Origin of the sequence: Geobacter sp. (genome assembly GCF_030834625.1) — a bacterium.
Lineage (GTDB): Bacteria > Desulfobacterota > Desulfuromonadia > Geobacterales > Geobacteraceae > Geobacter.
On record NZ_JAUQXO010000088.1, the window covers coordinates 1 to 21,257 of the forward strand.

Annotated in this window: 25 protein-coding genes; 12 read left to right on the forward strand and 13 right to left on the reverse strand. The window is 64.1% G+C overall.

Annotation, left to right across the window (positions count from 1 at the left end):
• Positions 1-236 precede the first annotated feature (236 nt).
• The 7 genes from RCH91_RS20235 to RCH91_RS20265 form a co-directional block, all read right to left on the reverse strand.
• Positions 237-635 carry a hypothetical protein gene (locus tag RCH91_RS20235; RefSeq protein ID WP_306537086.1) on the reverse strand — a complete coding sequence of 133 codons (399 nt, stop codon included), beginning with the start codon at positions 633-635 and terminating at the stop codon, positions 237-239.
• Between the two features lie 231 nt (positions 636-866).
• On the reverse strand, positions 867-1,448 hold the full coding sequence (locus tag RCH91_RS20240) for a TIGR00730 family Rossman fold protein (RefSeq protein ID WP_306537088.1): 582 nt from the start codon (positions 1,446-1,448) through the stop codon (positions 867-869).
• A gap of 4 nt (positions 1,449-1,452) precedes the next feature.
• Complete coding sequence (locus RCH91_RS20245; RefSeq protein WP_306537089.1) at positions 1,453-2,346, reverse strand: ROK family protein; 894 nt, start codon at positions 2,344-2,346, stop codon at positions 1,453-1,455.
• On the reverse strand, positions 2,343-3,569 hold the full coding sequence (locus RCH91_RS20250; protein ID WP_306537091.1) for an MFS transporter: 1,227 nt from the start codon (positions 3,567-3,569) through the stop codon (positions 2,343-2,345). The genes RCH91_RS20245 and RCH91_RS20250 overlap by 4 nt, the downstream gene beginning before the upstream one ends.
• Position 3,570: 1 nt before the next feature.
• Positions 3,571-3,936, reverse strand: a complete 366-nt coding sequence (locus RCH91_RS20255; RefSeq protein ID WP_306537093.1) for a translation initiation factor Sui1 — start codon at positions 3,934-3,936, stop codon at positions 3,571-3,573.
• Positions 3,933-4,178, reverse strand: coding sequence for a hypothetical protein (locus RCH91_RS20260; protein WP_306537095.1), 246 nt, complete (start codon positions 4,176-4,178; stop codon positions 3,933-3,935). Before RCH91_RS20260 ends, RCH91_RS20255 begins: the two co-directional genes overlap by 4 nt.
• 31 nt (positions 4,179-4,209) lie before the next feature.
• Entirely contained in the window at positions 4,210-4,644 is a 435-nt protein-coding gene (locus RCH91_RS20265) for a PPC domain-containing DNA-binding protein (RefSeq protein ID WP_306537097.1), read from the reverse strand.
• 35 nt (positions 4,645-4,679) lie between these two features.
• Here RCH91_RS20265 and RCH91_RS20270 point away from each other — a divergent pair, with 35 nt between their 5' ends.
• From RCH91_RS20270 to RCH91_RS20300, 7 genes are read left to right on the forward strand one after another with little or no spacing between them, the layout of a single operon-like run.
• Positions 4,680-4,973, forward strand: coding sequence for a hypothetical protein (locus RCH91_RS20270; RefSeq protein WP_306537099.1), 294 nt, complete (start codon positions 4,680-4,682; stop codon positions 4,971-4,973).
• Between the two features lie 54 nt (positions 4,974-5,027).
• Positions 5,028-5,309 carry a type II toxin-antitoxin system Phd/YefM family antitoxin gene (locus RCH91_RS20275; RefSeq protein WP_306537101.1) on the forward strand — a complete coding sequence of 94 codons (282 nt, stop codon included), beginning with the start codon at positions 5,028-5,030 and terminating at the stop codon, positions 5,307-5,309.
• Positions 5,306-5,605, forward strand: coding sequence for a type II toxin-antitoxin system RelE/ParE family toxin (locus RCH91_RS20280; RefSeq protein WP_306537103.1), 300 nt, complete (start codon positions 5,306-5,308; stop codon positions 5,603-5,605). Before RCH91_RS20275 ends, RCH91_RS20280 begins: the two co-directional genes overlap by 4 nt.
• A 36-nt stretch (positions 5,606-5,641) precedes the next feature.
• Positions 5,642-6,502 (forward strand): FAD/NAD(P)-binding protein, encoded by an 861-nt coding sequence (locus RCH91_RS20285; RefSeq protein WP_306537105.1) that lies wholly within the window; start codon positions 5,642-5,644, stop codon positions 6,500-6,502.
• Entirely contained in the window at positions 6,499-8,535 is a 2,037-nt protein-coding gene (gene fdhF, locus RCH91_RS20290) for a formate dehydrogenase subunit alpha (RefSeq protein WP_306537107.1), read from the forward strand. Before RCH91_RS20285 ends, fdhF begins: the two co-directional genes overlap by 4 nt.
• Positions 8,532-9,518 (forward strand): 4Fe-4S dicluster domain-containing protein, encoded by a 987-nt coding sequence (locus tag RCH91_RS20295; RefSeq protein ID WP_306537109.1) that lies wholly within the window; start codon positions 8,532-8,534, stop codon positions 9,516-9,518. The genes fdhF and RCH91_RS20295 overlap by 4 nt, the downstream gene beginning before the upstream one ends.
• 47 nt (positions 9,519-9,565) lie before the next feature.
• Positions 9,566-10,045: a hypothetical protein gene (locus RCH91_RS20300; protein WP_306537111.1), complete on the forward strand. Its 480-nt coding sequence runs from the start codon at positions 9,566-9,568 to the stop codon at positions 10,043-10,045.
• A 17-nt stretch (positions 10,046-10,062) separates the two neighbouring features.
• On the opposite strand, the gene RCH91_RS20305 is transcribed toward RCH91_RS20300, so the two are convergent.
• Positions 10,063-10,383: a DNA-binding transcriptional regulator gene (locus RCH91_RS20305; protein ID WP_306537113.1), complete on the reverse strand. Its 321-nt coding sequence runs from the start codon at positions 10,381-10,383 to the stop codon at positions 10,063-10,065.
• Positions 10,380-10,697, reverse strand: coding sequence for a type II toxin-antitoxin system RelE/ParE family toxin (locus RCH91_RS20310; RefSeq protein ID WP_306537114.1), 318 nt, complete (start codon positions 10,695-10,697; stop codon positions 10,380-10,382). The genes RCH91_RS20305 and RCH91_RS20310 overlap by 4 nt, the downstream gene beginning before the upstream one ends.
• A 134-nt stretch (positions 10,698-10,831) precedes the next feature.
• Here RCH91_RS20310 and RCH91_RS20315 point away from each other — a divergent pair, with 134 nt between their 5' ends.
• The 5 genes from RCH91_RS20315 (at position 10,832) to RCH91_RS20335 (ending at position 16,487) form a co-directional block, all read left to right on the forward strand.
• Positions 10,832-11,497, forward strand: a complete 666-nt coding sequence (locus RCH91_RS20315; RefSeq protein WP_306537116.1) for an ABC transporter ATP-binding protein — start codon at positions 10,832-10,834, stop codon at positions 11,495-11,497.
• The gene (locus RCH91_RS20320; protein WP_306537118.1) at positions 11,494-13,992 is read left to right on the forward strand and encodes an ABC transporter permease; all 2,499 of its coding nucleotides are present in this window, start codon (positions 11,494-11,496) and stop codon (positions 13,990-13,992) included. The genes RCH91_RS20315 and RCH91_RS20320 overlap by 4 nt, the downstream gene beginning before the upstream one ends.
• A 43-nt stretch (positions 13,993-14,035) precedes the next feature.
• Positions 14,036-14,725 carry an arylesterase gene (locus RCH91_RS20325; RefSeq protein WP_306537120.1) on the forward strand — a complete coding sequence of 230 codons (690 nt, stop codon included), beginning with the start codon at positions 14,036-14,038 and terminating at the stop codon, positions 14,723-14,725.
• Positions 14,726-14,872: 147 nt separating this feature from the next.
• Positions 14,873-15,136 carry a hypothetical protein gene (locus tag RCH91_RS20330; protein WP_306537121.1) on the forward strand — a complete coding sequence of 88 codons (264 nt, stop codon included), beginning with the start codon at positions 14,873-14,875 and terminating at the stop codon, positions 15,134-15,136.
• A 79-nt stretch (positions 15,137-15,215) separates the two neighbouring features.
• Positions 15,216-16,487, forward strand: coding sequence for an O-acetylhomoserine aminocarboxypropyltransferase/cysteine synthase family protein (locus RCH91_RS20335; protein WP_306537123.1), 1,272 nt, complete (start codon positions 15,216-15,218; stop codon positions 16,485-16,487).
• A gap of 91 nt (positions 16,488-16,578) precedes the next feature.
• On the opposite strand, the gene RCH91_RS20340 is transcribed toward RCH91_RS20335, so the two are convergent.
• From RCH91_RS20340 to RCH91_RS20355, 4 genes are all read right to left on the reverse strand, one after another.
• Positions 16,579-16,968, reverse strand: a complete 390-nt coding sequence (locus tag RCH91_RS20340) for a hypothetical protein (protein WP_306537125.1) — start codon at positions 16,966-16,968, stop codon at positions 16,579-16,581.
• A 194-nt stretch (positions 16,969-17,162) separates the two neighbouring features.
• Positions 17,163-17,420, reverse strand: a complete 258-nt coding sequence (locus RCH91_RS20345) for a type II toxin-antitoxin system RelE/ParE family toxin (protein WP_306537127.1) — start codon at positions 17,418-17,420, stop codon at positions 17,163-17,165.
• A complete protein-coding gene (locus RCH91_RS20350; RefSeq protein WP_306537129.1) occupies positions 17,407-17,646 on the reverse strand; it encodes a CopG family transcriptional regulator in 240 nt (79 codons plus the stop codon). Before RCH91_RS20350 ends, RCH91_RS20345 begins: the two co-directional genes overlap by 14 nt.
• 163 nt (positions 17,647-17,809) lie before the next feature.
• Entirely contained in the window at positions 17,810-21,256 is a 3,447-nt protein-coding gene (locus RCH91_RS20355) for a pyruvate carboxylase (RefSeq protein ID WP_306537131.1), read from the reverse strand.
• Between the last annotated feature and the right edge of the window lies 1 nt (position 21,257).

Sequence of the window (21,257 nt, forward strand, 5' to 3'; positions counted from 1 at the left end):
ACAGAAGGAGCTACTGCAAAAGCTGGGAGTCAAGCCGATTCCAAGCCAGCTTAAGGACGTTGTAGTGTAAAAAACCGGAGGCCAAATCAGCTAACTTGCTGATTGTGCGACAGTTGTGTCCTGCAAAGTGTCAAACTTCGGTGTCTCATAATGAATACCCTCGCGCGCAGAAACGCTTAACGGTTCAGGGGGTGTGCGGTGCCGCGTCTTTTGCGGCATCCAGCACCACCCCCTGGTTATGCGGATTTGTATTTTTCTATAACTTCTTCAAGTGGCGTTCGGAAAAAATTGACATTATTTCTTACAGAATAATCAAATAGTGCCTTCAAATCTTCTGACTTTAGCATTTCGGAATAACTTCCAAAGGGATGACCTTTTCCATGTTTCACAATTAGGTCTATCAATTCAAATATTTCATCATTGGAAGCAAGCGTAGCTATTCCTGATTTTTGAAGCCCATCAAAGCCGCCAGTTGTGTTTGTTCTAAGAAACTGCAGGTATTTTTCAAGAACGCTTTGAATCCTAGTTTGCCTTTCTGTCTGAAGATACTTTTTCTCGGTCCTTTTAACCCCGGCAAAATATGTCAATCCAGACAAAATAATTCCGCCTAAACCTATGAGGATTTCTTCCTTCATTTTCTCTCTTCCTTATTAGCATAACTCGTTATTGATCAGACCCGGCCAACAACCCATTAAGTCTTTTACCCTCTCCATGCATCAAAAACACTATTGCCGTAACTGCCTTAATTAGATAAAAAACCGCCACTGGCCAACATCCCGTTCAGGCATATTGAAAGATTTCCGGCCAGGCTCTGATTCCGAATGCAGTTTTCCCCTGCTGTTGACGCAGAGCAAGAACCGGAGAGATCAGACACCTCCCAGGTCAAGCCACCTCTCCACCACCGGCGACCGGTAGGCGCGGAAGCGCTCCAGCAGCTCCTCGGGCTTCTCTTCCACGACGATCATCTCCCGGTGCTCTCCCTTCACAAACCGCTCGGCCACGGCGTGGTCGAGAAACGCGGTCAGCCGGTCGTAGTACCCCCCAACATTCAGAAGGCCGCATGGTTTGACGTGGATGCCGAGCTGGGCCCAGGTGACCACTTCAAAGAACTCGTCGAAGGTTCCCATGCCGCCGGGAAGGGCGACGAAGCCGTCGGCCAGTTCGACCATGAGGGCTTTGCGCTCGTGCATGGAGCCCACCACGTGGATCGCCGAGAGCCCCGGGTGGGCGATCTCCTTCACCTCCAGAGAATGGGGGATGACGCCGATGACCTCGCCGCCGCCCGCCAGGGCCGCGTCGGCGACGGCCGTCATGAGACCGACGCTCGACCCGCCGTAGACGAGACCTATCCCTTCCCGGGCCAGGAGCCGGCCCAATGCCTCCGCGGCGTCCCGATAGGCCGGGTTCCTCCCCGGGCTGGAGCCGCAGAAGACGCAGATACGTTTCATGGTGTCACCTCCCGATCCACGCGGCACCGAAGACCCCGGCCGAATCACCCAGCAGGTTCCTGAGGATCGGCGTCCGCAGCGCATCGTGGAATGCATACCGGCGCACTCGCTCGACGCCGACGGTATAGAGTTCTTCAATATTGGAAAGCCCGCCGCCAAGGACCACGGCATCGGGGTCGAGGATGGAGACGAGCCCCCCGAGGCAGCGGCCGAAGTCGTCCAGGAACCGGTCGAAGGCGCCGGCGCAGCGGGGTTCTCCCGTGCGGGCCAGCCGGACGATCTCCTCCATGGTGAGCCGTTCGCCATGGCCGGCGAGAAAGGCCCGCTCCACGCCGGAGCCGCTGATCTTCGTCTCCACGCACCCCCGGTTGCCGCAGTAGCAGGGGGCACCGGCGGGATCAACCGAAAGGTGCCCCCACTCGCCGGCAATCCGGTGGGGCCCCTCGCGCACCTCGCCGTCAATACAGATCCCGCCGCCGCAGCCGGTCCCCATGATGACGCCGAAGACGAGGCCGTACCCCTGCCCTGCCCCCATCCGGCACTCGGCCATGGTGAAACAGTCAGCGTCGTTTCGCAGCGCAACGGGGCGCCCCAGGTGAGACTCCAGGTCGCGCTGGAGCGGCTTGCCGATGAGGCAGGTGGAGTTGGCATTGCGGACGAGCCCCGTGACCGCGTCGACGGAACCGGGAATGCCAATGCCTACGGTCCAAGGGGCTCCATCCGGAACCCGGCCTGCCGCCTCGCGGGCCAGCCCCCCCACGGTGGCGACGACCGCTTCGTATCCCATGCCGGCCGGAGACGGAATCCGCCGCCGGAAAAGCACCTCGCCCCCGGGACCGAGGAGTACCGCCTCGATCTTGGTTCCCCCCAGGTCTATGCCGATGCGGCAGGTGTTCATGGTGCGCCCTCCTCACGAGGGGAAAGCGGCGCCGGCCGCAGGGTCGCCGCCCCCAGGGCCCCCAGGAATGCCACTGCCGCCGCCAGCAGGAACGCCGGCGCGAAGGAGCCGGCCCCATCGGCCATGGCTCCGGCCACTGCCGGGCCAAGCACCTGCCCCACCCCGAGGAAGAGGGTGATGAAGCCGAGGGCCGCCGGCGCCAGGCGCGGGCCGAGGATGTCGCCGCAGGCGGCGGCCATGATGGCGGGGATGCTCCAGGCGGAGATGCCGAAGAGGATGGCGGAAGCGGTGAAGCCGGCAGGGGTTGGGAGAAGGGCAAAGAGGGCGAAGGAGACCGTGTGGATCAGGGAGACGATGACCAGGGCCCCCCGACGGCCGATCCGGTCCGAAACCGCCCCCCAGAGGAGCCCGCAGACGAGGCTCGCCCACCCCATGGCCATGAAGAGGGAGCCGGCGGCTTCCCGGCTGTAGCCCCCCTCGGCCACGAGGCGCTTGACGAAGAAGGTCATGTAGATGATGTAGGAGAAGCCGAAGGCGATGTAGACGAGCCCCAGGTGCCAGACGGCCCCGGAGCGGTAGACGAGCCCCCACCGGAGGCCTCCGGCGGGAGCCGGTGACGGCGCCCCGTAGGCGGTCCCCAGGTTCACCCCCTCTGCCGGGTGACCACTGCGGATGACCATGAGGCAGAGGAGGGCGATCACGAGCGTCGCCGCCCCGAAGACGTACCAGGAAACCCGCCACCCCGTTGCCCCGAAGGAGGCAATGATCCGGGGCACCAGGGGCCCGGCGGTGATAAGCGCCAGGGACGACCCGGTGACTGCGATGCCCGAGGCGAGCCCCCGCCGGTGGGGAGGGAACCAGCCGGCCCACATCCCCATGACCGCCACGTTGGCGGCGCCGCTCCCCAGGCCGGTCAGGCAGCGCCAGAGGGCGGCCGTGGCGAATCCGTCGGCAGTGCCGGTGAGACACATGCCGCCGCCGGCCACGGCAAGCCCCAGGGCGATCACCACCCGCGGCCCGAAGCGGGCCGCCAGGGCCCCGCCCACGGCGGAGAGGGCCAGGTAACCGGCCAGGTTGGCCGTGGCCAGCATGCCGGCCCCGGTGTTGTCGAGCGAGAGCCCCGCCTGCATGGCCGGCAGCACCACCGAGTAGCCGAAGCGGGCCAGCCCCAGGGCCCCGAAGACCGCCAGGGTTCCCGCCGCGAGCACGAGCCAGCGCCTCATGCTAGCCACCCGCCCGCTTCACGGTGTAGCCCCGCTTCGCCAGCTCCGCCACCAGGAGATCCGCATGATCCCCCTGGATCTCGATGTTCCCCTCCTTCACCGTCCCCCCGGTGCCGCAGCGACGCTTGAGATCACCGGCCAGCGCCGTGATCCCGTCACTCCCCAGGGGAACGCCGGTCACCACCGTCACGGTCTTTCCGCCGCGCCCCTTGGACTCGCGGCGGACCCGGACGATGCCGTCGCCGGCCGAAGGTGTTTGCTTCTTTTTGCAGACGCACCCCGACATCGGTTTGCCGCACCCCGGACAGACCCTCCCGTGCTCCGACGACCAGACCAGCGGCGCGTCGGAGGATGCCCTCTTTTTCATGGTTCCTCCCTTTTGCCGAGCATGCGCTCCCCCAGGTCGCGCCCAGCCTTGAAGCCGAGGAGCGCCAGGGGCCACGCATGCCAGACCACATCAAAGATGTCGACGGGGCTCGTCAGGGTGCCGGCCATGAACATCCGCGACTTCTCAACCAGGTGGGGCTCCGGGGCAAAGGGGAACGGCGCCAGCCCCAGTATAAGGGATGCCGGTATCAGGACCGTGTAGCTCATGAGGTGTCTTAGCATGGTTTTCGCCCCTTCAAAATATTTGTGCAACTCACAGCTTCAGCAGCACCATCCCCGATGCGGGGTCCAGCTCCCGAATGGCCGTGACCCCGGTGATCTCGGTGATGACCGCTTCGAGGACCAGAAACACCTCGGAGGCCTCCCGCAGGCAGCCGACCCGGACCGTGTCCCCCTTGCCATAGGCGCCGTGGAAGTGGACCTTCGGCCGGTCCCCCTCCCAGAAAATGGTGCCGAACCCCACCGCCTCGTGGCTTTCGGCGAGATGCCTCCAGACCGGTACCGGCGGCAACTCCTCCGCCTCCGGCCCCACCACGTAGCGCCCCCCCTTGAGTGCCCCCACGAGGTGGAAGGCGGCGGCGCGGAGTCCCTCAGTGCGGGCGATTTCCTCGAGTCCGGCCAGGACGTCCTCGCCGTGATTGAACCGGGCCACCACGATGCGCCCCGGGGTTCCTACCTGGTAGTCCATGGAATGATCCTCCTCCTTCCGATGATGCCCTGACCATGAACGGGACAAAAGCCATTGTCAAGAGCTGCGTCGCTCCCTTCTCACGGGAAAATGCCGGGAATGCCTTTCCAGCCATCACCGATACACATATGGACGGGATGGATCGGTATACTTGGAGCGGCCATTCGGTTTTGCTTGGCAATCGGACCATGGAGGGTCAGGAAACCGGCGACGTGCTGGCGCGGTTCGGTAACGGTAAAGCGCGTTCCTTGCGTCGGGGAGTAGCACTTTTTTCAGAAGGGGAGCCAGCAACGGCTCCCCTTTTCTTCTCGTGCGGTTGTTTAACCTGACGTTTTATTGTATGGTTAAACGTAAGCTATTCAGTACAAAAAAGGAGCATTCCGATGCCGCGCCTCAATATCGATCAGGACATCAAACCCCTCTCCGAGTTCCGCGCCAATGCCGCATCGTTCATCCAGCAGGTTCACCGTACGCGGCGTCCCATGGTCATCACCCATCGTGGCAAGAGCGCTGCGGTGCTCATGGACGTGGCGGAATACGAGGGGCTCATGGAGCGCCTTGACCTCCTGGAGGAACTTCAGTGCGCCGAACGTCAGGTAGACGACGGACAGGGAATTCCCCATGACGAAGCTCTCTCCCACATCCTCGGGCGAATCGCCCAATGAAGGTCGTCTGGTCGCCACTGGCCGTCGATCGGGTAGAGGAGATTGCTGGCTACATCGCCCAGGACAACCCGGCCGCAGCGGAACAGTGGGTAAAGGCCGTCTTTGACAAGGTCTGGCCGACGGCCCTCTTTCCCGAAAGCGGCCGTCTGGTCCCCGAGGTCAGGCGGCGTGATCTCCGCGAGCTCGTCTTCGGCAATTACCGGATTATCTACCGGTTGGGATCGGCTGAGATTGCCGTTCTGACAGTTCGCCACTTCAAGCAGATTCTGCCGGTGGAGGAAATCACCGGCCCGTGACGGGCTGATTTTCTTACCATGGCCGGAGTTCCGGATATGCCCGCTATGCACCCATCATCACCACATCCCGCTCCCCCCTCCCTCTACCTGCCGGTCGACTGCGAGATCATCGCGGTCAGCGACCTGACCCCCCACGAGAAACTCTTCCGCCTCCGTCTTACCGATGGGAAGCCCCTCAGCCATCTCCCGGGCCAGTTCGTACAGGTATCCCTCCTGGGGTGGGGGGAGGCCCCCCTCTCGGTGGCGTCGTCGCCGACCCGCAACGGCTGGTTCGAGATGGGGGTGCGGCGGGCCGGCACTCTCACTGCCGCCATGCATGAACTGAAGGTGGGGGATGTCATCGGCATCCGCGGCCCCTTTGGCCGCCCCTTCGATCTGCCGCGGCTCCGGGGGAAAGACCTGCTCCTGGTCTCGGGCGGCTGCGGACTGGCGCCGATGCGGTCGCTGATCCAGTATTGCGAGGACCGTCCGGAGGAGTTCGGCGCTCTCACCATCCTCTACGGGGCCAAGAGCCCGGCGGATACCCTCTTCAAGGATGATCTGGCCGCGTGGGAGGCGTCGGCCCGCTTTGCCTGCAGCCGCACGGTGGACCGGATCACGGAGGGGGATTGCTACAGCGGCGGGGTCGGCCTGGTCACCTCCCTCATCCCACCCCTGGAGTTCGATCCCGCCCGGACCGTGGCGGTGCTGGTGGGCCCGCCGGTGATGTACCGGGCCGTGGTGGAGGAACTGCGGAAGAAGGGGCTCGGCTCCGATCGGATCGTGGTCTCCCTGGAGCGCCACATGCGCTGCGGCGTGGGGAAATGCGGCCACTGTGCCATCGAGCACCTCTACTGCTGCCAGGACGGACCAGTGTTCTGGCTGAATGAAATCGAAAATCTCAAAGGTGCGTTATGAAGCGTACTCTCACCGTCTGCCCCTACTGCGGCACCGGCTGCATGTTCTACCTCGTCAGCGACGGCGGGCGCCTCGTCGGGGTCGAACCGAGCGTGACCCATCCGGTAGCCCGCGGCGGGCTCTGCATCAAGGGGTGGAACGCCTTCGCCTTCGTCCATCACCCGGACCGCCTGACAACCCCCTTGGTCCGCCGTGACGGAGAGTTGCGCCCCGCCTCCTGGGACGAGGCCCTGGGCCTGGTGGCGGAGCGCCTGCGGGAGATCCAGGGGCGCCACGGGGCGGATTCCATCATGTTCGCCTCTTCGGCCAAGGCCACCAACGAGGAGAACTACCTGCTGATGAAGCTGGCGCGGGGGGTGTTCGGCACCAACAACATCGACCACTGCGCCCGGCTCTGCCACTCTTCCACCGTGGTGGGGCTGGCCGAGACCTTCGGCTCCGGGGCCATGACCAACTCCATCGACTGTGTCGATCAGGCCGAGGTGATCCTGGTCATCGGCTCCAACACCACCGAGCAGCACCCCCTCATCGGTTCCCGCATCCTGAAGGCCGCCCGGAGCGGCGCGCGACTCATCGTCGCCGACAACCGCCGCATCCGCCTCGCCCGCCATGCCGAGCTGCACCTGCGCCATCGGAACGGGAGCGACGTGGCGCTCCTCAACGCTATGATGCAGGTCATCATCGCCGAAGGGCTTGAGGACCGGGAGTTCATCGCGTCCCGCTGCGAGAACTACCCTGCCCTGGCGGCTGCGGTGGCCGACTGGACCCCAGAGCGGGCCGCCGCCGTCACCGGCCTGGACCCGGGGGAGATTGTCGCCGCCGCGCGGCTCTTCGCTTCGGCAAAGACGGCGATGATCGTCTACTCCATGGGGATCACCCAGCACAGCCACGGCGTCGACAACGTCCGCTGCTGCGCCGCGCTGGCCATGCTGACCGGCAACCTGGGGCGTCCCGGCACCGGCGTCAATCCCCTGCGGGGGCAGAACAACGTCCAGGGTGGGTGCGACATGGGGGCGCTCCCCGACGTCCTCACCGGCTACCAGAAGGTGGCCGACCCGGCGGTCCGGGAGAAGTTCGCCCGCGCCTGGGGAGTGGAAGCGCTTCCGGAAAAGCCGGGGCTTCCCCTCACCAGGGCCATGGACGCCGCCGCCGAGGGAGGGCTCAAGGGGATGTTCATCCTGGGGGAAAACCCGACCCTCTCCGACCCGGACCAGGGGCATGCGCGGCGGGCGCTGGAGAGCCTCGATTTCCTGGCGGTACAGGATATCTTCCTCACCGAGACCGCCGCCCTTGCCCACGTGGTGCTCCCGGCCGCCTGCTTCGCCGAGAAGGAGGGGACCTTCACCAACACCGAGCGGCGGGTGCAGCGGGTGAGAAAGGCGGTGGAGCCGCCGGGAGAGGCCCGCGCCGACTGGGAGATCATCCGCGCCCTGGCGGAGCGCGCCGGATACGGCGGGATGCGCTATCACGACCCATCGGCAGTCATGGACGAGATCACCTCCCTCACCCCCATCTACGGCGGCATCGGCTACGACCGCCTCGATCCCCACGGCCTCCAGTGGCCCTGCCCCGACCGCAGTCATCCCGGCACCCCGATCCTGCACGTGGGCCGTTTCACCCGGGGCCCGGGGCGGTTCAGCCCGGCCCCCTACCGGCCTCCGTCAGAGCTTCCCGACGACGACTACCCCTTCGTGCTCACCACCGGCCGCACCTACTTCCACTGGCACACCGGCACCATGACCCGGCGGACCCACCTCCTGGACCGGGAGGAGCGACGCTCCTTCGTGGAGATCAACCCGGACGACGCCGCCCGCCTCGGGGTGCGGGAGCGGGACCAGGTGCTGGTGGCGAGCCGGCGGGGCGAGGTGCAGGCCCAGGCGCGGGTGACGGAGATGGTGGTTCCCGGCGTGGTCTTCATGCCGTTCCATTTTGCCGAAGGGGCAGCCAACGCCCTCACCAACAACGTCCTCGACCCCGAATCCTCCATCCCCGAATTCAAGGTCTGCGCAGTGCGGGTCCGGAGGGCGCCATGAAATACCTTTCCCCCGAACAGCTCGCCCGCTTCTTCGCATCCCTGGAAGCGACCCACGAGGTCCGCCTCCCCATCCTCCTCCCCGACGGGACCCGAACCCTCGGCCATCCCGGCGACGGCCCCCTGGCCCTCCACGGCGGCCCGCTGCCGGGGAAGCCGACTGCGGCCTTCTTCCCCCACGAGGGGGGAGTGTTCACCGCCGCCGACGGAACGGTATCCACCCCCCCGGCTCCGGAAAAACCGCTCCTGGTTGCCGGTTTCACCCACCGCGACCTCGCCTGCCTCCGCTTTATCGACCGGTTCTTTGCCGACGGCTGGCGGGACGATATCTACTTCCGCCGCCGCCAGGGAGCGGTGATCGTCGGCGTCTCCGGCCATTGCGGCCCGGGGGGCTCCCTGATACCCTGCGCCGGCGGCGACTGCGACCTGGAGCTGGTGGCGGATCGCGCCCGGTGGCTGGTCGTTCCCTACACTGTGGCTGGCGAGGCGATTGTCGCTGGATTGCCTGAGCTCGCCCCCGATGGGGCGCTGGAGCGGATACGGGAGGAATCGGCGGCACTGGTGGACGTAAACGAGGACCTTATCCGCCGGGCTTCTGAACTGATTCGGACCGACCGCGTTCCCGACACCTTCTGGGCCGAGATTGGCGACCGTTGCATCGCCTGCACCGGCTGCAACCTGGCCTGCCCCACCTGCACCTGCTTCGGCGTCCAGGACTGGCGCTACGCCGAGCGGGTGGAACGGAGCCGGATGTGGGACTCCTGCCAGCTGGACGGCTTCATGCGCGAGGCCAGCGGCCACAACCCCCTCGGCACCGAGGCCCTCCGCACCCGCCGCCGCATCCATCACAAGCTTGCCGCCGACCCCGAGCGGTGGGGGGAGATCAGCTGCTTCATCTGCGGGCGCTGCGATGCGGTCTGCCCGACCGGCATCGGGATTTTCGCGGTGGCGCGGGAGTTGGTGGCGAGGTACGGTTCGTTTTGAACCTGAGTGAAGAGAACGGACGGATAGGTGAAATACGTGAGGGAAAAATGATCAAACTTCATTACCTTGACGCAAATTGTCTTGTAAAACTTGTGATCGAAGAGTCCCGGTCTAATCAACTGAGGAACTATTTTTTCCAGACTGGGGTTGTATGCGCCAGTACGACTTTTTGCTTCTACGAGGCGCTTGGCGTCCTGAAATGTAAATGGGCCAACCAAAAACGACCAGACCATATTTCCAGCGAGCAATACTTCTCAGCCTGCCAAGACCTTTGCGCAATGGTAGAAGACGGCATTATCCAACTCGACGAAATACCGTTAGCGGACAGAGCAACGTTCAATGAAGCTGAAAGAATCGCGGCGAGTCACAAAATTGACCTTTCCGACGCTCTACAGCTGATAACTTTGAAGCGAGGAATGTTTGCTCGCCTTGACGCTGGAGAACCGATTCTCGTGTCCGAAGATGGGAAGTTGCTAAAGGCCGCACGGGAACAGAAATTAAAGGCAATGGACATCGACAGCCTGTAATGGGTAGGTCTACATCGTTAAGCCGCCAGCTTCTTCAGACGCTCCAGGGTGTCCGGATACTTCCGGACAAGAAGGATAAGGGTAGCTGCCTGATCGTTTGGCTTGGCACGTCCCTGTTCCCACTTCTCCAGGGTCCGGGGAGAGATGTGAAGTTCATGGGCGAAAACGGCGCGGGACAGGTTCAGACGTTCCCGTGTCTCCTTGATGAGTTCCGGTGTTACCTCAACTTTTGGCACCTTCTCCACCCGATAGGTTTTCAAGGTGACCTTGCCCGCCCGAAACTGGTTGATCTCCTCGATGCCCTGCGTCAGCTCTTCAAAAAGATTGCGCTTTTTCATCTGTTCCATGCCTCCACCATATTCTTGAGTGCCGCGATCTCTGCAGGAGAAAGGTCTTCCATCTCGTTCTTGGCGTAGAGGGTTATCAGATAGATGTGACTGTCTGCCCGTTGCCAGGAGTAAATGATCCTGACTCCTCCGCGCTTGCCCTTGCCTTTGGCCGCCCATCGAATCTTGCGGATACCACCGGAACCCCTGATTACGTCCCCTGCATCCGGGGTCTCGGCAACGAATGCCTGAAACTCCCGGTATTCGTCATCCGTAAGGTACCCAGGCAACAGTTTGGTGAAGAGAGAGGTTTCGACAAAGAGCATGCCTAACTATACCCTTCTAGCGTACTATTTACAATCCAGTTTATGTCGTCTTCCTGTGTGGCAGAAGGAGGCTGGCAAGGAGGTAAGTTAGCGCGGTTGCCCCCCGCCCCCCCTGCTGTTATGATGAAAGAGCCATGATCATCGAAGCCCGCACCCTATCCAAAACCTACACCGTCGGCGACCGCCGCATCCAGGTCCTCGACAGCGTCTCCCTGGCCGTGGAGCCGGGGGAGTTCCTCGTCATCGAAGGGGAGAGCGGCAGCGGCAAGAGCACTCTCCTCTCGCTCCTGTCAGGGCTCGACCGTCCCGACGCGGGCCGGGTCATCATCGAGGGGCGTGATATCACCGACCTTTCCGAGGACGACCTGGCCCCCCTGCGCAACGAAACCTTCGGCTTCGTGTTCCAGTCGTTCCACCTGGTGCCGTCCCTGTCGACCATGGAGAACGTCATGTTCCCGGCGGAGCTGCGGGGGGACGGGGCCGCCCGGGAGAAGGCCGAGGCGCTCCTGGCCCGGGTGGGGCTCACGGGGCGGGCCGCGAGCCTCCCCCACCAGCTCTCCGGGGGCGAGAGGCAGCGCTGCGCCATCTGCCGCGCCCTGGTGAACGACCCGCGCATCATCTTCGCCGATGAACCCACGGGGAACCTCGATTCGGTGAACGGCCGGGGGATTCTCGATATCCTCCTGGAGCTGCACCGGGAGCGGCGGACCACGCTCGTTCTCGTCACCCACAGCCCCGAGATCGCCCGCACCGCCGACCGGGTGGTGCGGCTCCACGACGGCCGGATCGTCTCCCCATGACGCTCCACGGCCGCCTCCTCCGCCGCCAGCTCGCCACCTCCCGCCGCCAGTCGGCCATCTTCGTCCTCTGCGTTGCCCTCTCCATCGTCACCCTCGTCTCCCTGGCCGGCTTCGGCCGCAGCGTCCACACCTCCATGCTGCGGGACGCCCGGGCGCTCCACGGGGGGGACGTGATCGTGAAGTCCCACTCCCCCCTGTCGCCGGGGCTCACGGCGGCGGTGGAGCGGATCGTCGGCACGGGGCGGGCCGAGAGCGCCCGCATCCAGGAGTTCTACTCCATCGTGCGCCCGGAGACGCGGGAGGACTCCCTTCTGGCCCACATCAAGGCGGTGGAGCCGGGCTACCCCTTCTACGGCGCGGTGGCGCTGGCTTCGGGGCGCCCCTTCCGGCAGGTGCTGGCACCGGGGAGCGTCATCGCGGAGCAGACCCTCCTGGACCGGCTCGGCCTCCGGGTGGGGGATCGGCTCCGGCTGGGTGACGCCACCCTCACGGTGCGGGATCTGGTGACCCAGGAGCCGGACCGGCCCGTGGACGTCTTCTCCCTGGGGCCCCGCCTCTTCGTGGCCGCCGCCGACCTCCCCTCTCTTGGCCTTGTGGGCCAGGGGAGCCGGGTGAACCACACCATCCTCCTGAAGGTTGCGAACCCAAAAGATACCGACCGGATCGCCTCGGAGTTGCGGAAATCCTCCCTGGGGGACCGGGAGCGGGTCAACACCTACCGCACCGCCGAATCGAGGGTGAAGCGCTTCTTCGACAACTTCCTCTTCTTCCTGAACCTGATCGGCATCTTCACCCTGCTCCTGGCCGGCATCGGCATCCAGAGTTCCCTGGCCGCCTACCTGGCCGAGCAGCGGGAATCCATCGCCGTCATGAAGGCCCTGGGGGCCACGGGACGGTTCCTGGTGGCGCACTACGTGGCGGTGGCGTCGGTGCTGGGGGCGGCGGGGACGGCCCTGGGTATCGGGGCGAGCTTTCTCCTCCAGGGGGTGCTGCCGGAGCTTTTCCGGGGGCTCCTGCCGGCCACCGTGGAGTTCCGCATCGCGGCCCCGGCGGTGGCGGAGGGGCTCGTCCTCGGCTTCCTGACGGTGACCCTCTTCACCCTTCTCCCCCTCTGGCAGCTGCGGGAGGTGAAACCCCACGCCATCTTCGGCAAGGAGGAGGAGCCGACGGCCCGGAGCCGGCCGGTGTGGGTGACGGCGGGGGGCGTGGTCCTCTTCTTCCTGGCCATGGTCCTCTGGAAGGTGGAGGAGCTGAAGAGCGGCCTCTACTTCGTCCTGGGGGTGGCGGGGCTCATCCTCCTTTCCCTGGCCGGTACCGAGGCGGTCCTGCGGCTGCTGCGGAAGGCGCGCCCCCGGCGGCTCGCGGCGCGGCAGGCTCTGCGGGGGCTCTTTCGCCCCAGGAGCGCCACCCGCCCCATCATCGTCACCCTCACGGCGGCCCTGGCGGTGATCTTTGCCATAACCCTGGTTGAGCGGAACCTGGATGCCTCCTTCATCCGTTCCTACCCCGCCGACGCCCCCAACCTCTTCTTCATCGACATCCAGCCGGGGCAGAAGGACGCCTTCAGCCGCGCCCTCGGGATGCCGGCCTTCTTCCACGCCATCATCCGGGGGACCGTGACGGCCATCAACGGCCAGGCCATCGACCGGGAAGCGGAGCGCCGCAAGCGGGGGGACAACCTCTCAAGGGAATTCAACCTCACCTACCGGGACACCCTCCTGGAGGACGAGCGGATCATCGCGGGGAAAAGCCTCTTCCGCCCCGACTGGCGCGGGGTCCAGGTGTCGGTCCTGGACACGGTGGTGGAGATGAGCCCCATGCAGGTGGGGGACGTCATCACCTTCCGCATCCAGGGGGTGCCGGTGGAGGCGAAAATATCAAGCATCCGGACCCGGACCCGGGCCGCGGTGCAGCCCTACTTCTACTTCGTCTTCCCGCCTGAGGTGCTCAGGGATGCCCCCCAGACCCTCTTCACCGCCGTGCGGGTGGAGAAACACGGCATCGCCCCGCTCCAGAACCGGATCGCGGCCCGCTTCCCCAACGTGAGCATCTTCGACCTGACCGAGACCGTGGCGGTCTTTGCCCGGGTCATGGGGCGGCTCTCGGTCATCGTCCGCTTCTTCACCCTCTTCAGCGTGGTGGCCGGCGCCCTCATCATCGTCAGCTCCATCATCGCCACCCGGCAGGCCCGCCTGCGGGAGGCGGTCTATTTCACCATCCTCGGGGCCCGGGGGCGGTTCGTCCTCTCGGTCTTCGCCCTGGAGAACCTGATCATCGGCGGCGTGAGCGGCCTCCTGGCCCTGGGGCTCGCCCAGACGGCCAGCTGGATCGTCTGCACCCGGGTCCTGGACGTCTCCTGGCATCCCTTCCCCGTCGAGAGCATCGCCCTGGTGGCGGCCACGGTGGCGCTGGTGGTGGCCGTGGGACTCGGAGCGTCCCTCTCCATCATCCGGAAGAAGCCGGTGGTCTTCCTGCGGGAGCAGGCGGAGGAATGAAAACGGAATACGGGGGGTTATCGTGAATCTATGGAGAAGTGTGATGGTTGTCTTTACGGTGGTGGCTCTCGCGGGGTGCGACCGTCAGGATACATCACGACAGCCGGCGACGAAGCAGCAAGCGGCACCGGCAGAGGAAGGAATCATCGTTGCCGTGGGGGACAGCCTCACCGCCGGCTACGGCCTTGACGAGGCCGACGCCTACCCGGCGCAACTGGAGCGGCGGCTGCGGGAGGCCGGCCACCCCTGGCGGGTGGTGAACGCGGGGATCAGCGGCGAGACGAGCAGCGGCGCCCTTTCCCGCATGAACTGGGTCCTGACCCTGAAGCCGGACATCGTCATCCTGGTGACCGGCGCCAACGACGGCCTCCGGGGGATCGACCCGAAGGTGACGGAGAAGAACCTGGACGAGATGGTCCGCATCCTCAAGGAACGTAACGTGACGGTGGTCCTGGGAGGGATGAAGATGGTCACGAACCTGGGGCGCGACTACACCGGCGCCTTCTCGGCCGTCTACCCCGCCGTGGCCAGACGCCATGACCTTATCCTCGTCCCCTTCTTCCTGGAGGGGGTGGCTGGTCGCGCCAACCTGAACCAGGACGACGGCATCCATCCCACGGCCGAAGGGTACCGGATCGTGGTCAACACGGTCTTCCCGTTCGTGGTGAAAGCCATCGGAAAAAGACGCAAGTTTTCCCCCTCCCTTGACGGGAGGGGGTTAGGGGGTGGGTGAAGCTGCAACTCTGTTGATTTCATGGCTAGCTCCCCCCCACCCTGACCCTCCCCCGCCAGGGGGGAGGGGACTGTTTATCAAATATACGACTTATTGTGTCGCACCAATCGGTTTTACTGTCATCATCACACAACCGGGAGGTGCGTCATGATCTATCTCACCACAGACCAGTTCGACCAGGCCGTCTACTTCGATCTTCGCAAAACGGAGCATCCCCGCCGGGCCGGCGGGCAGGAGCAGATCCTGTACGGGCTCCTGGGGAACGGGGTCAGCGAGGTGCCGGTCACCATCCGGAGCTGGCGCGACTGGACCGACGTGGATTTCGGCAAGGGGGATCTCTTCAGCTTCGTGGACGAACGGACCATCCGCCGGATGCTCGGTCAGGTAGCGCGGGAGATGGAACTTCATTAATCCCCCGTTCCATGTGCGGCTTTTCTCTGTTATCATCGCGGCCTCATTACCGTTGAAAGGAGACCGCCATGAGCAGTTCGTGAAAAATCGAGACCCAGGCCATCCAGGGGGGTACAGCCCCAAGGCAGGCGACCCCCGCGTTGTCACCATCTGTCAGAGCACCACCTTCAAGTACGACAGTGCCGACCACGTGACGAAGCTCTTTGACCTGGAGGAGCCCGGCTTTTTCTATACCCGTCTGGGGAACCCCACCACCGACGCCTTCGAGCAGAAGCTGGCCATGATGGAGGGGGGCGTGGGCGCCCTGGCCACCTCCGCCGGCCAAGCGGCCACAACCCTCTCCATCTTCAACATCTGCCAGGCGGGCCAGCACTTCGTGACCGCCAGCACCCTCTACGGCGGCACCTACAACCTCTTCGCCTGCACGCTTCCCAAGATGGGGATCGAGGTGACCTTCGTGGACCCGGAGGCCCCGGCTGACGAGATCCTCGCCGCCTTCCGCCCCAACACCAAGGCCCTCTTCGCCGAGACCATCGGCAACCCGGGGCTGAACGTCTTGGACTTCGAGAAATTCTCCGCCGTTGCCACAGAGAAAGGGGTACCGCTGATCATCGACAGCACCTTCGCCACCCCCTACCTCTGCCGTCCCTTCGAGCACGGCGCCAACGTGGTGGTCCATTCGGCCACGAAGTACATCGACGGCCTCGCTACGAGCGTCGGCGGCGTCATCGTGGACGGCGGGAACTTCGACTGGGGCAACGGCCGCTTCCCCGAGCTGACCGAGCCCGATTCCTCCTACCACGGCCTTCAGTACGTGAAGACCTTCGGCAACCTGGCCTACATCATCAAGGCCCGGGTCCAGCTCATGCGCGACATCGGGACCACGCCGAGCCCCTTCAACTCATTCCTCTTCACCAACGGCCTCCAGACCCTGCCGCTCCGGATGCAGCGCCACAGCGACAACGCCCTGGCCCTGGCCCAGTTCCTGGAAAGCCACCCGTCGGTCAGCTGGGTCAAGTATCCGGGGCTGAAGAGCCACGCCAGCCACAACCGGGCACAGAAGTACCTGCCGCTGGGGTGCAGTGGCGTCCTCACCTTCGGCATCAAGGGGGGCGCCGAGGCCGGCAAGAAGTTCATGGAGGCGTGCAGGCTCGTGGCCCTCGTGGTTCACGTGGGGGATGCCCGCAGCTGCGTCCTCCACCCGGCCAGCACCACCCACCGCCAGCTGACACTCGAGCAGCAGACCGCCTCTGGCGTCACGCCCGACCTCATCCGTCTCTCCGTGGGCATCGAGCACATCGACGACATCATCGCCGACGTGGACCAAGCCCTGGCGGCGAGCCAGAAGTAACGAGAACCCTTCCAGACGCAGAAAAGCCTGCCGGATATCCGGCAGGCTTTTCTGTTTCAACCACTAACTTAAGTAAAAGGTTACGGCGAGATCAGTGCTGCACTCCCTCGCCACCGGCCGGCTGCTGGGCCGCTGCGCGCAGGGCTGCCTTGTGCTGCTCCAGGGTTTCCAGCTCGCGAACCTTCTCGCCAAGCCAGTGGTGGAGCTCCCGGGCGGTCTGGTAGTTGAGCACTACCCCCGCGGGGATGAACCGGACAAGGCTCTGGGCGAAATCCTCGGGCTCCACGCCGGTTTCGGCGCCGATGGTGCCGTTGGGGTTCACCTCGTGGGTGATCTCGTTGGGGAGCGGCGGCCGCTCCAGGTAGAAATTGACGACCAGATCGCCCCGGGGAGAGACGCCGCCGTGGGCGCCGTTCACGTAGACCGGGTTGTAGTCGTAGGTGAAGATGTACTTGAAGGTTACTTCCGGTTTCTTGGACACGAGTGCTTCTCCTTCCTTGCCATAAATTGGGAATAGTCCCCGTATGTTCGCGGAGTTGTAAAACCGTCATCGAAAAGGGGGAACCGCCTCTCTGGCGGCTCCCCCTTAATACCACGTTACCGTGACGGTTTCGAGTGTTTTTCTTGCTGGCTTTCTATGCCGCCGCGAGCAGTTTGGCTCTCGGAATCTCCTCGTCACCGGTACACTTCCCGCCGATGGCCGACCTTCACCACGCACACCGTCAGGATGTCGTCCTCGATGGAGTAAACTATCCGATAATCCCCCTGGCGAACACGGTATCGCTCCTGGGCTGAGAGCTTCTCAACGCCCGGGGGCCGGGGCTCCACGGCCAGCGACTGGATTCGTTCGACGACCTTCGCCAGATCCCGCTTCGGAATCGCCTCCAGCTCCTTGGCCGCCGATTTCTTGAGGACGATCCTATATGCGGCCATGCTGCTTGAGTTCCTTGAGGACCTCCTCGAAGGATACAACCGATTCGGCGACCCGTTCCTCGAAGGCGGCAAGGTCGAGCCGGTCTTCTTCCAGGGAATGCCGTACCGACTCGTTTATGAGGTCCGAGATGCTGCGCGAAGTCTCCAGAGCCTTGATCTTCAGGGCACGGTGAAGCATGGGATCAAGATAGACCGTCGCCCGCTTCGCCTGTGATGTCGTTGCCATGTATCATCCTCCTGCCTGCTATCATCTTCACGGTAACATCATAACGTTATGACGTCAAGACGCCTTGAGACGCAGTGCCCTTGCGCCTTCCCGGGCTCAAAAAAAAGCGGGCACCCCCTCCGGAGTGCCCGCTTTTCCTTTCACAGCAGCAGTGCAGCCTTCGTTACGCCATGACGATGAGAAGGTCTTCCTTCTCCACCTTGTCGCCTTCCTTGAACTTCACCTCGGCAACGGTGCCGTCCTCCTTGGCCTTGATGTTAGTCTCCATCTTCATGGCCTCGGTGACCATGAGGACGTCTCCCGCCTTGACCTCGTCGCCGGCCTTGACGTTGAGCTTCAGCACCTTCCCCGGCATGGGAGCGCCGACATGCTTCGCGTTCCCCTTGTCGGCCTTCTCCCGCACCGCCTCGTCGGTCTGGACCGACTGGTCGCGGACCACCACACTCCGGGCGTTGCCGTTCAGCTCGAAGAAGATGTGCCGAGTGCCATCGGGGTGGACCTTGCCGATGGCGTTCAGCTTGAGGATGAGGGTCTTGCCCGGTTCGATCTCGATGGAGGTCTCCTGCCCCGGCTCCAGGCCGTAGAAGAAGATGGGGGTCGGGATGACCGAGGTATCGGAGTACTCATGGCGGTGTTTGTGGAACTCCGGGTAGACATGGGGGTAGAGGATGTAGCTCATGAGGGACTTGTCGTCCACGGGGTGGCCGACCTTCTCCTCCACCTTGAGCCGCTCCTCGTCAAAGTCAACCGGCTCCAGAAGCTCGCCAGGGCGGCAGGTGATGGGCTCCTCACCCTTCAGGACGATTTTCTGGAGTTCCTGGGGCCACCCCTGGTAGGGCTGGCCCAGCATCCCCTTGAACATGCCGACGACCGACTCGGGGAAGGCGAGCTCGCTACCCTGGGTGAAGACATCCTGCACGTCCAGGTTGTTCTTGACCAGGAACATGGCCATGTCCCCCACCACCTTGGACGACGGGGTAACCTTCACGATGTCGCCGAAGAGGAGGTTCACCTTGTGGTACATCTCCTTGCACTCCTCCCAGCGGTCCAGGAGCCCGAGCCCCGCCACCTGGGGCTTGTAGTTGGAGTATTGGCCGCCAGGAATCTCGTGGTGGTAGACCTCGGCGGTGCCGTTCTTGAGCCCCGACTCGAAGGGGGCGTAGTAGTCGCGCACCGTCTCCCAGTAGTTGGCCAGCTTCTGGAGCCCCTCCTCGTCCAACTGGGTGTCCCACTCGGTCCCTTTCAGGGCCGCCACGAGGGCGTTCAGGTTCGGCTGGGCCGTGAGCCCCGACAGGGACGACAGGGCCGCGTCGACAATGTCGACCCCTGCCTGGCAGGCCATGAGGAGCGTGGCGCTGCCGTTGGATGAGGTGTCGTGGGTGTGGAGATGGACCGGGATGCCGATGTTCTCCTTGAGGGCCTTGACGAGCTTGTACGCTGCAAACGGCTTAAGGAGCCCCGCCATGTCCTTGATGGCGAGGATGTGGGCACCCATCCGCTCCAACTCCTTGGCCATGCTCACGTAGTATTCCAGCGGATACTTGTCCCGGGTCGGGTCGGTGATGTCGCCGGTGTAGCAGATGGCAGCCTCGCAGATCTTGCCGCTCTTGCGCACCGCTTCCATGGCCACGGCCATGCCGCGGGTCCAGTTGAGGGAATCGAAGACCCGGAAGATGTCGACGCCGGAGGAGGCCGCCTCCTCCACGAAGCGCTGCACCACGTTGTCCGGGTAATTGGTGTAGCCCACGGCGTTGGATCCCCGCAGAAGCATCTGGAAGAGGATGTTGGGGATCGCCTCGGAGAGCTTGTGGAGCCGCTGCCACGGGTCCTCCTTCAGGAAGCGCATGGAGACGTCGAAGGTGGCGCCCCCCCAGCACTCCAGGGAGAAGAGCCCTGCCCCCAGGAACGAGGTAGGCTCGGCGATCTTCAGAAGATCATAGGTGCGGACCCGGGTGGCCAGGTTAGACTGGTGGGCATCCCGCATGGTGGTGTCGGTGAGGAGGAGCCTCTTCTGCTCCAGGATCCACTTGGAGAGCCCTTCGGCGCCGAGTTTCATGAGAAGGTCGCGGCTCCCGGCGGGGCGGGGCTGGGTGAGATCCACCTCCGGCACCCGGGCCTCCATGAGTTCCGCCGACTTGAGAGGCTTGGTGATTCCCGGCGAGCCGTTGACGATGACATCGCCAAGGAAGCTGAGGACCTTCGTCGCCCGGTCCTTCTTCTCGACAATCTGGAGAAGCTCCGGGTGCTTCTCGATGAAAGAGGTGTCGCACGTGCCCCCCAGGAATACCGGGTGGGTGATGACGTTCTCCAGGAAGCCGATGTTGGTCTTGACCCCCCGGACCCGGAACTCCTGGAGCGAACGGTCCATGATGTGGGCCGCCTCTTCGAAGGTGAGCCCCCATGAGGTGACCTTCACCAGCAGCGAATCATAGTGGGGTGTAATCACCGAGCCGGTGAAGGCGTTCCCCGCATCGAGCCGCACGCCGAAGCCGGCCGATGAGCGGTAGGTGGTGATGGTGCCGAAGTCGGGAGCGAAGTTGTTGTTCGGATCCTCAGTGGTGATCCGGCACTGGATGGCGTACCCCCGCATGTCGATGGCGGCCTGGTTCGGGATGTTGATGGGGGCGTCGGACAGCTTCTTCCCCTCGGCAATAAGGATCTGTGCCTGCACCAGGTTGCGGCCGGTGATCATCTCGGTCACCGTGTGCTCCACTTGGATGCGCGGATTCATCTCGATGAAGTAGAAGTTCCCCTCCTGGTCCAGGAGGAACTCCACGGTGCCGGCGTTGCGGTAGCCGACCTGGCCGGCGATCTTCAGGGCCGCGGCGCAAATCGCTTCGCGGGTTTCCTGGCTCAGACAGAGGGAAGGCGCAAACTCCACCACTTTCTGGTGGCGGCGCTGGATGGAGCAGTCCCGTTCGAAAAAGTGGACCAGGTTGCCATGCATGTCGCCAAGGACCTGGACTTCGATGTGCTTCGGATTCTCCAGGTAGCGCTCCAGGAAAACCGCCGGGTTGCCGAAGGCCGCCTTGGCCTCGCTGCGGGCAGCCACGATCCCCTCAAGGAGCTCCTTCTTGGTGCGGGCCACCCGCATCCCCCGTCCGCCTCCACCGGCCGCCGCCTTGATGATGATGGGGTAGCCGTAGTTCTTGGCGAAGATGAGGGCCTCTTCCTCATGCCCAATGGGCTCCTCGGTGCCGGGAACGGTGGTGACGCCGGCAGCCATGGCAACTTTTCTGGCCGAGACCTTGTCGCCCAGGGCCCGCTGCATTTCTGCCGTTGGTCCGATGAAGGCTATTCCCGCCCCTTCGCACTTTTCGGCGAACTCCGCGTTCTCCGAAAGGAAACCGTAGCCGGGATGGATGGCGTCCACGTCATGGTGCTTGGCAATGGCAATAATTTCGTCGATGCCGAGGTAGGCGTCGATGGGGCTCTTCCCCTTCCCCACCTGGTAGGCCTCATCAGCCTTGTAGCGGTGGAGCGACAACTTGTCCTCCTCCGAATAGATGGCCACCGTGCTGATGCCGAGCTCCGTGCAGGCACGGAAAATGCGGATCGCAATCTCACCACGGTTGGCAGCCATTACCTTCCTGAACTTTCTCTTCTCCATC

Coding starts and splice junctions, on each gene's coding strand:
- RCH91_RS20235 (WP_306537086.1), bottom strand. CDS start 635: ATGAAGGAAGAAATCCTCATAGGTTTAGGCGGAATTATTTTGTCTGGA.
- RCH91_RS20240 (WP_306537088.1), bottom strand. CDS start 1,448: ATGAAACGTATCTGCGTCTTCTGCGGCTCCAGCCCGGGGAGGAACCCG.
- RCH91_RS20245 (WP_306537089.1), bottom strand. CDS start 2,346: ATGAACACCTGCCGCATCGGCATAGACCTGGGGGGAACCAAGATCGAG.
- RCH91_RS20250 (WP_306537091.1), bottom strand. CDS start 3,569: ATGAGGCGCTGGCTCGTGCTCGCGGCGGGAACCCTGGCGGTCTTCGGG.
- RCH91_RS20255 (WP_306537093.1), bottom strand. CDS start 3,936: ATGAAAAAGAGGGCATCCTCCGACGCGCCGCTGGTCTGGTCGTCGGAG.
- RCH91_RS20260 (WP_306537095.1), bottom strand. CDS start 4,178: ATGCTAAGACACCTCATGAGCTACACGGTCCTGATACCGGCATCCCTT.
- RCH91_RS20265 (WP_306537097.1), bottom strand. CDS start 4,644: ATGGACTACCAGGTAGGAACCCCGGGGCGCATCGTGGTGGCCCGGTTC.
- RCH91_RS20270 (WP_306537099.1), top strand. CDS start 4,680: ATGAACGGGACAAAAGCCATTGTCAAGAGCTGCGTCGCTCCCTTCTCA.
- RCH91_RS20275 (WP_306537101.1), top strand. CDS start 5,028: ATGCCGCGCCTCAATATCGATCAGGACATCAAACCCCTCTCCGAGTTC.
- RCH91_RS20280 (WP_306537103.1), top strand. CDS start 5,306: ATGAAGGTCGTCTGGTCGCCACTGGCCGTCGATCGGGTAGAGGAGATT.
- RCH91_RS20285 (WP_306537105.1), top strand. CDS start 5,642: ATGCCCGCTATGCACCCATCATCACCACATCCCGCTCCCCCCTCCCTC.
- fdhF (WP_306537107.1), top strand. CDS start 6,499: ATGAAGCGTACTCTCACCGTCTGCCCCTACTGCGGCACCGGCTGCATG.
- RCH91_RS20295 (WP_306537109.1), top strand. CDS start 8,532: ATGAAATACCTTTCCCCCGAACAGCTCGCCCGCTTCTTCGCATCCCTG.
- RCH91_RS20300 (WP_306537111.1), top strand. CDS start 9,566: ATGATCAAACTTCATTACCTTGACGCAAATTGTCTTGTAAAACTTGTG.
- RCH91_RS20305 (WP_306537113.1), bottom strand. CDS start 10,383: ATGAAAAAGCGCAATCTTTTTGAAGAGCTGACGCAGGGCATCGAGGAG.
- RCH91_RS20310 (WP_306537114.1), bottom strand. CDS start 10,697: ATGCTCTTTGTCGAAACCTCTCTCTTCACCAAACTGTTGCCTGGGTAC.
- RCH91_RS20315 (WP_306537116.1), top strand. CDS start 10,832: ATGATCATCGAAGCCCGCACCCTATCCAAAACCTACACCGTCGGCGAC.
- RCH91_RS20320 (WP_306537118.1), top strand. CDS start 11,494: ATGACGCTCCACGGCCGCCTCCTCCGCCGCCAGCTCGCCACCTCCCGC.
- RCH91_RS20325 (WP_306537120.1), top strand. CDS start 14,036: ATGGTTGTCTTTACGGTGGTGGCTCTCGCGGGGTGCGACCGTCAGGAT.
- RCH91_RS20330 (WP_306537121.1), top strand. CDS start 14,873: ATGATCTATCTCACCACAGACCAGTTCGACCAGGCCGTCTACTTCGAT.
- RCH91_RS20345 (WP_306537127.1), bottom strand. CDS start 17,420: ATGGCCGCATATAGGATCGTCCTCAAGAAATCGGCGGCCAAGGAGCTG.
- RCH91_RS20350 (WP_306537129.1), bottom strand. CDS start 17,646: ATGGCAACGACATCACAGGCGAAGCGGGCGACGGTCTATCTTGATCCC.
- RCH91_RS20355 (WP_306537131.1), bottom strand. CDS start 21,256: ATGGAGAAGAGAAAGTTCAGGAAGGTAATGGCTGCCAACCGTGGTGAG.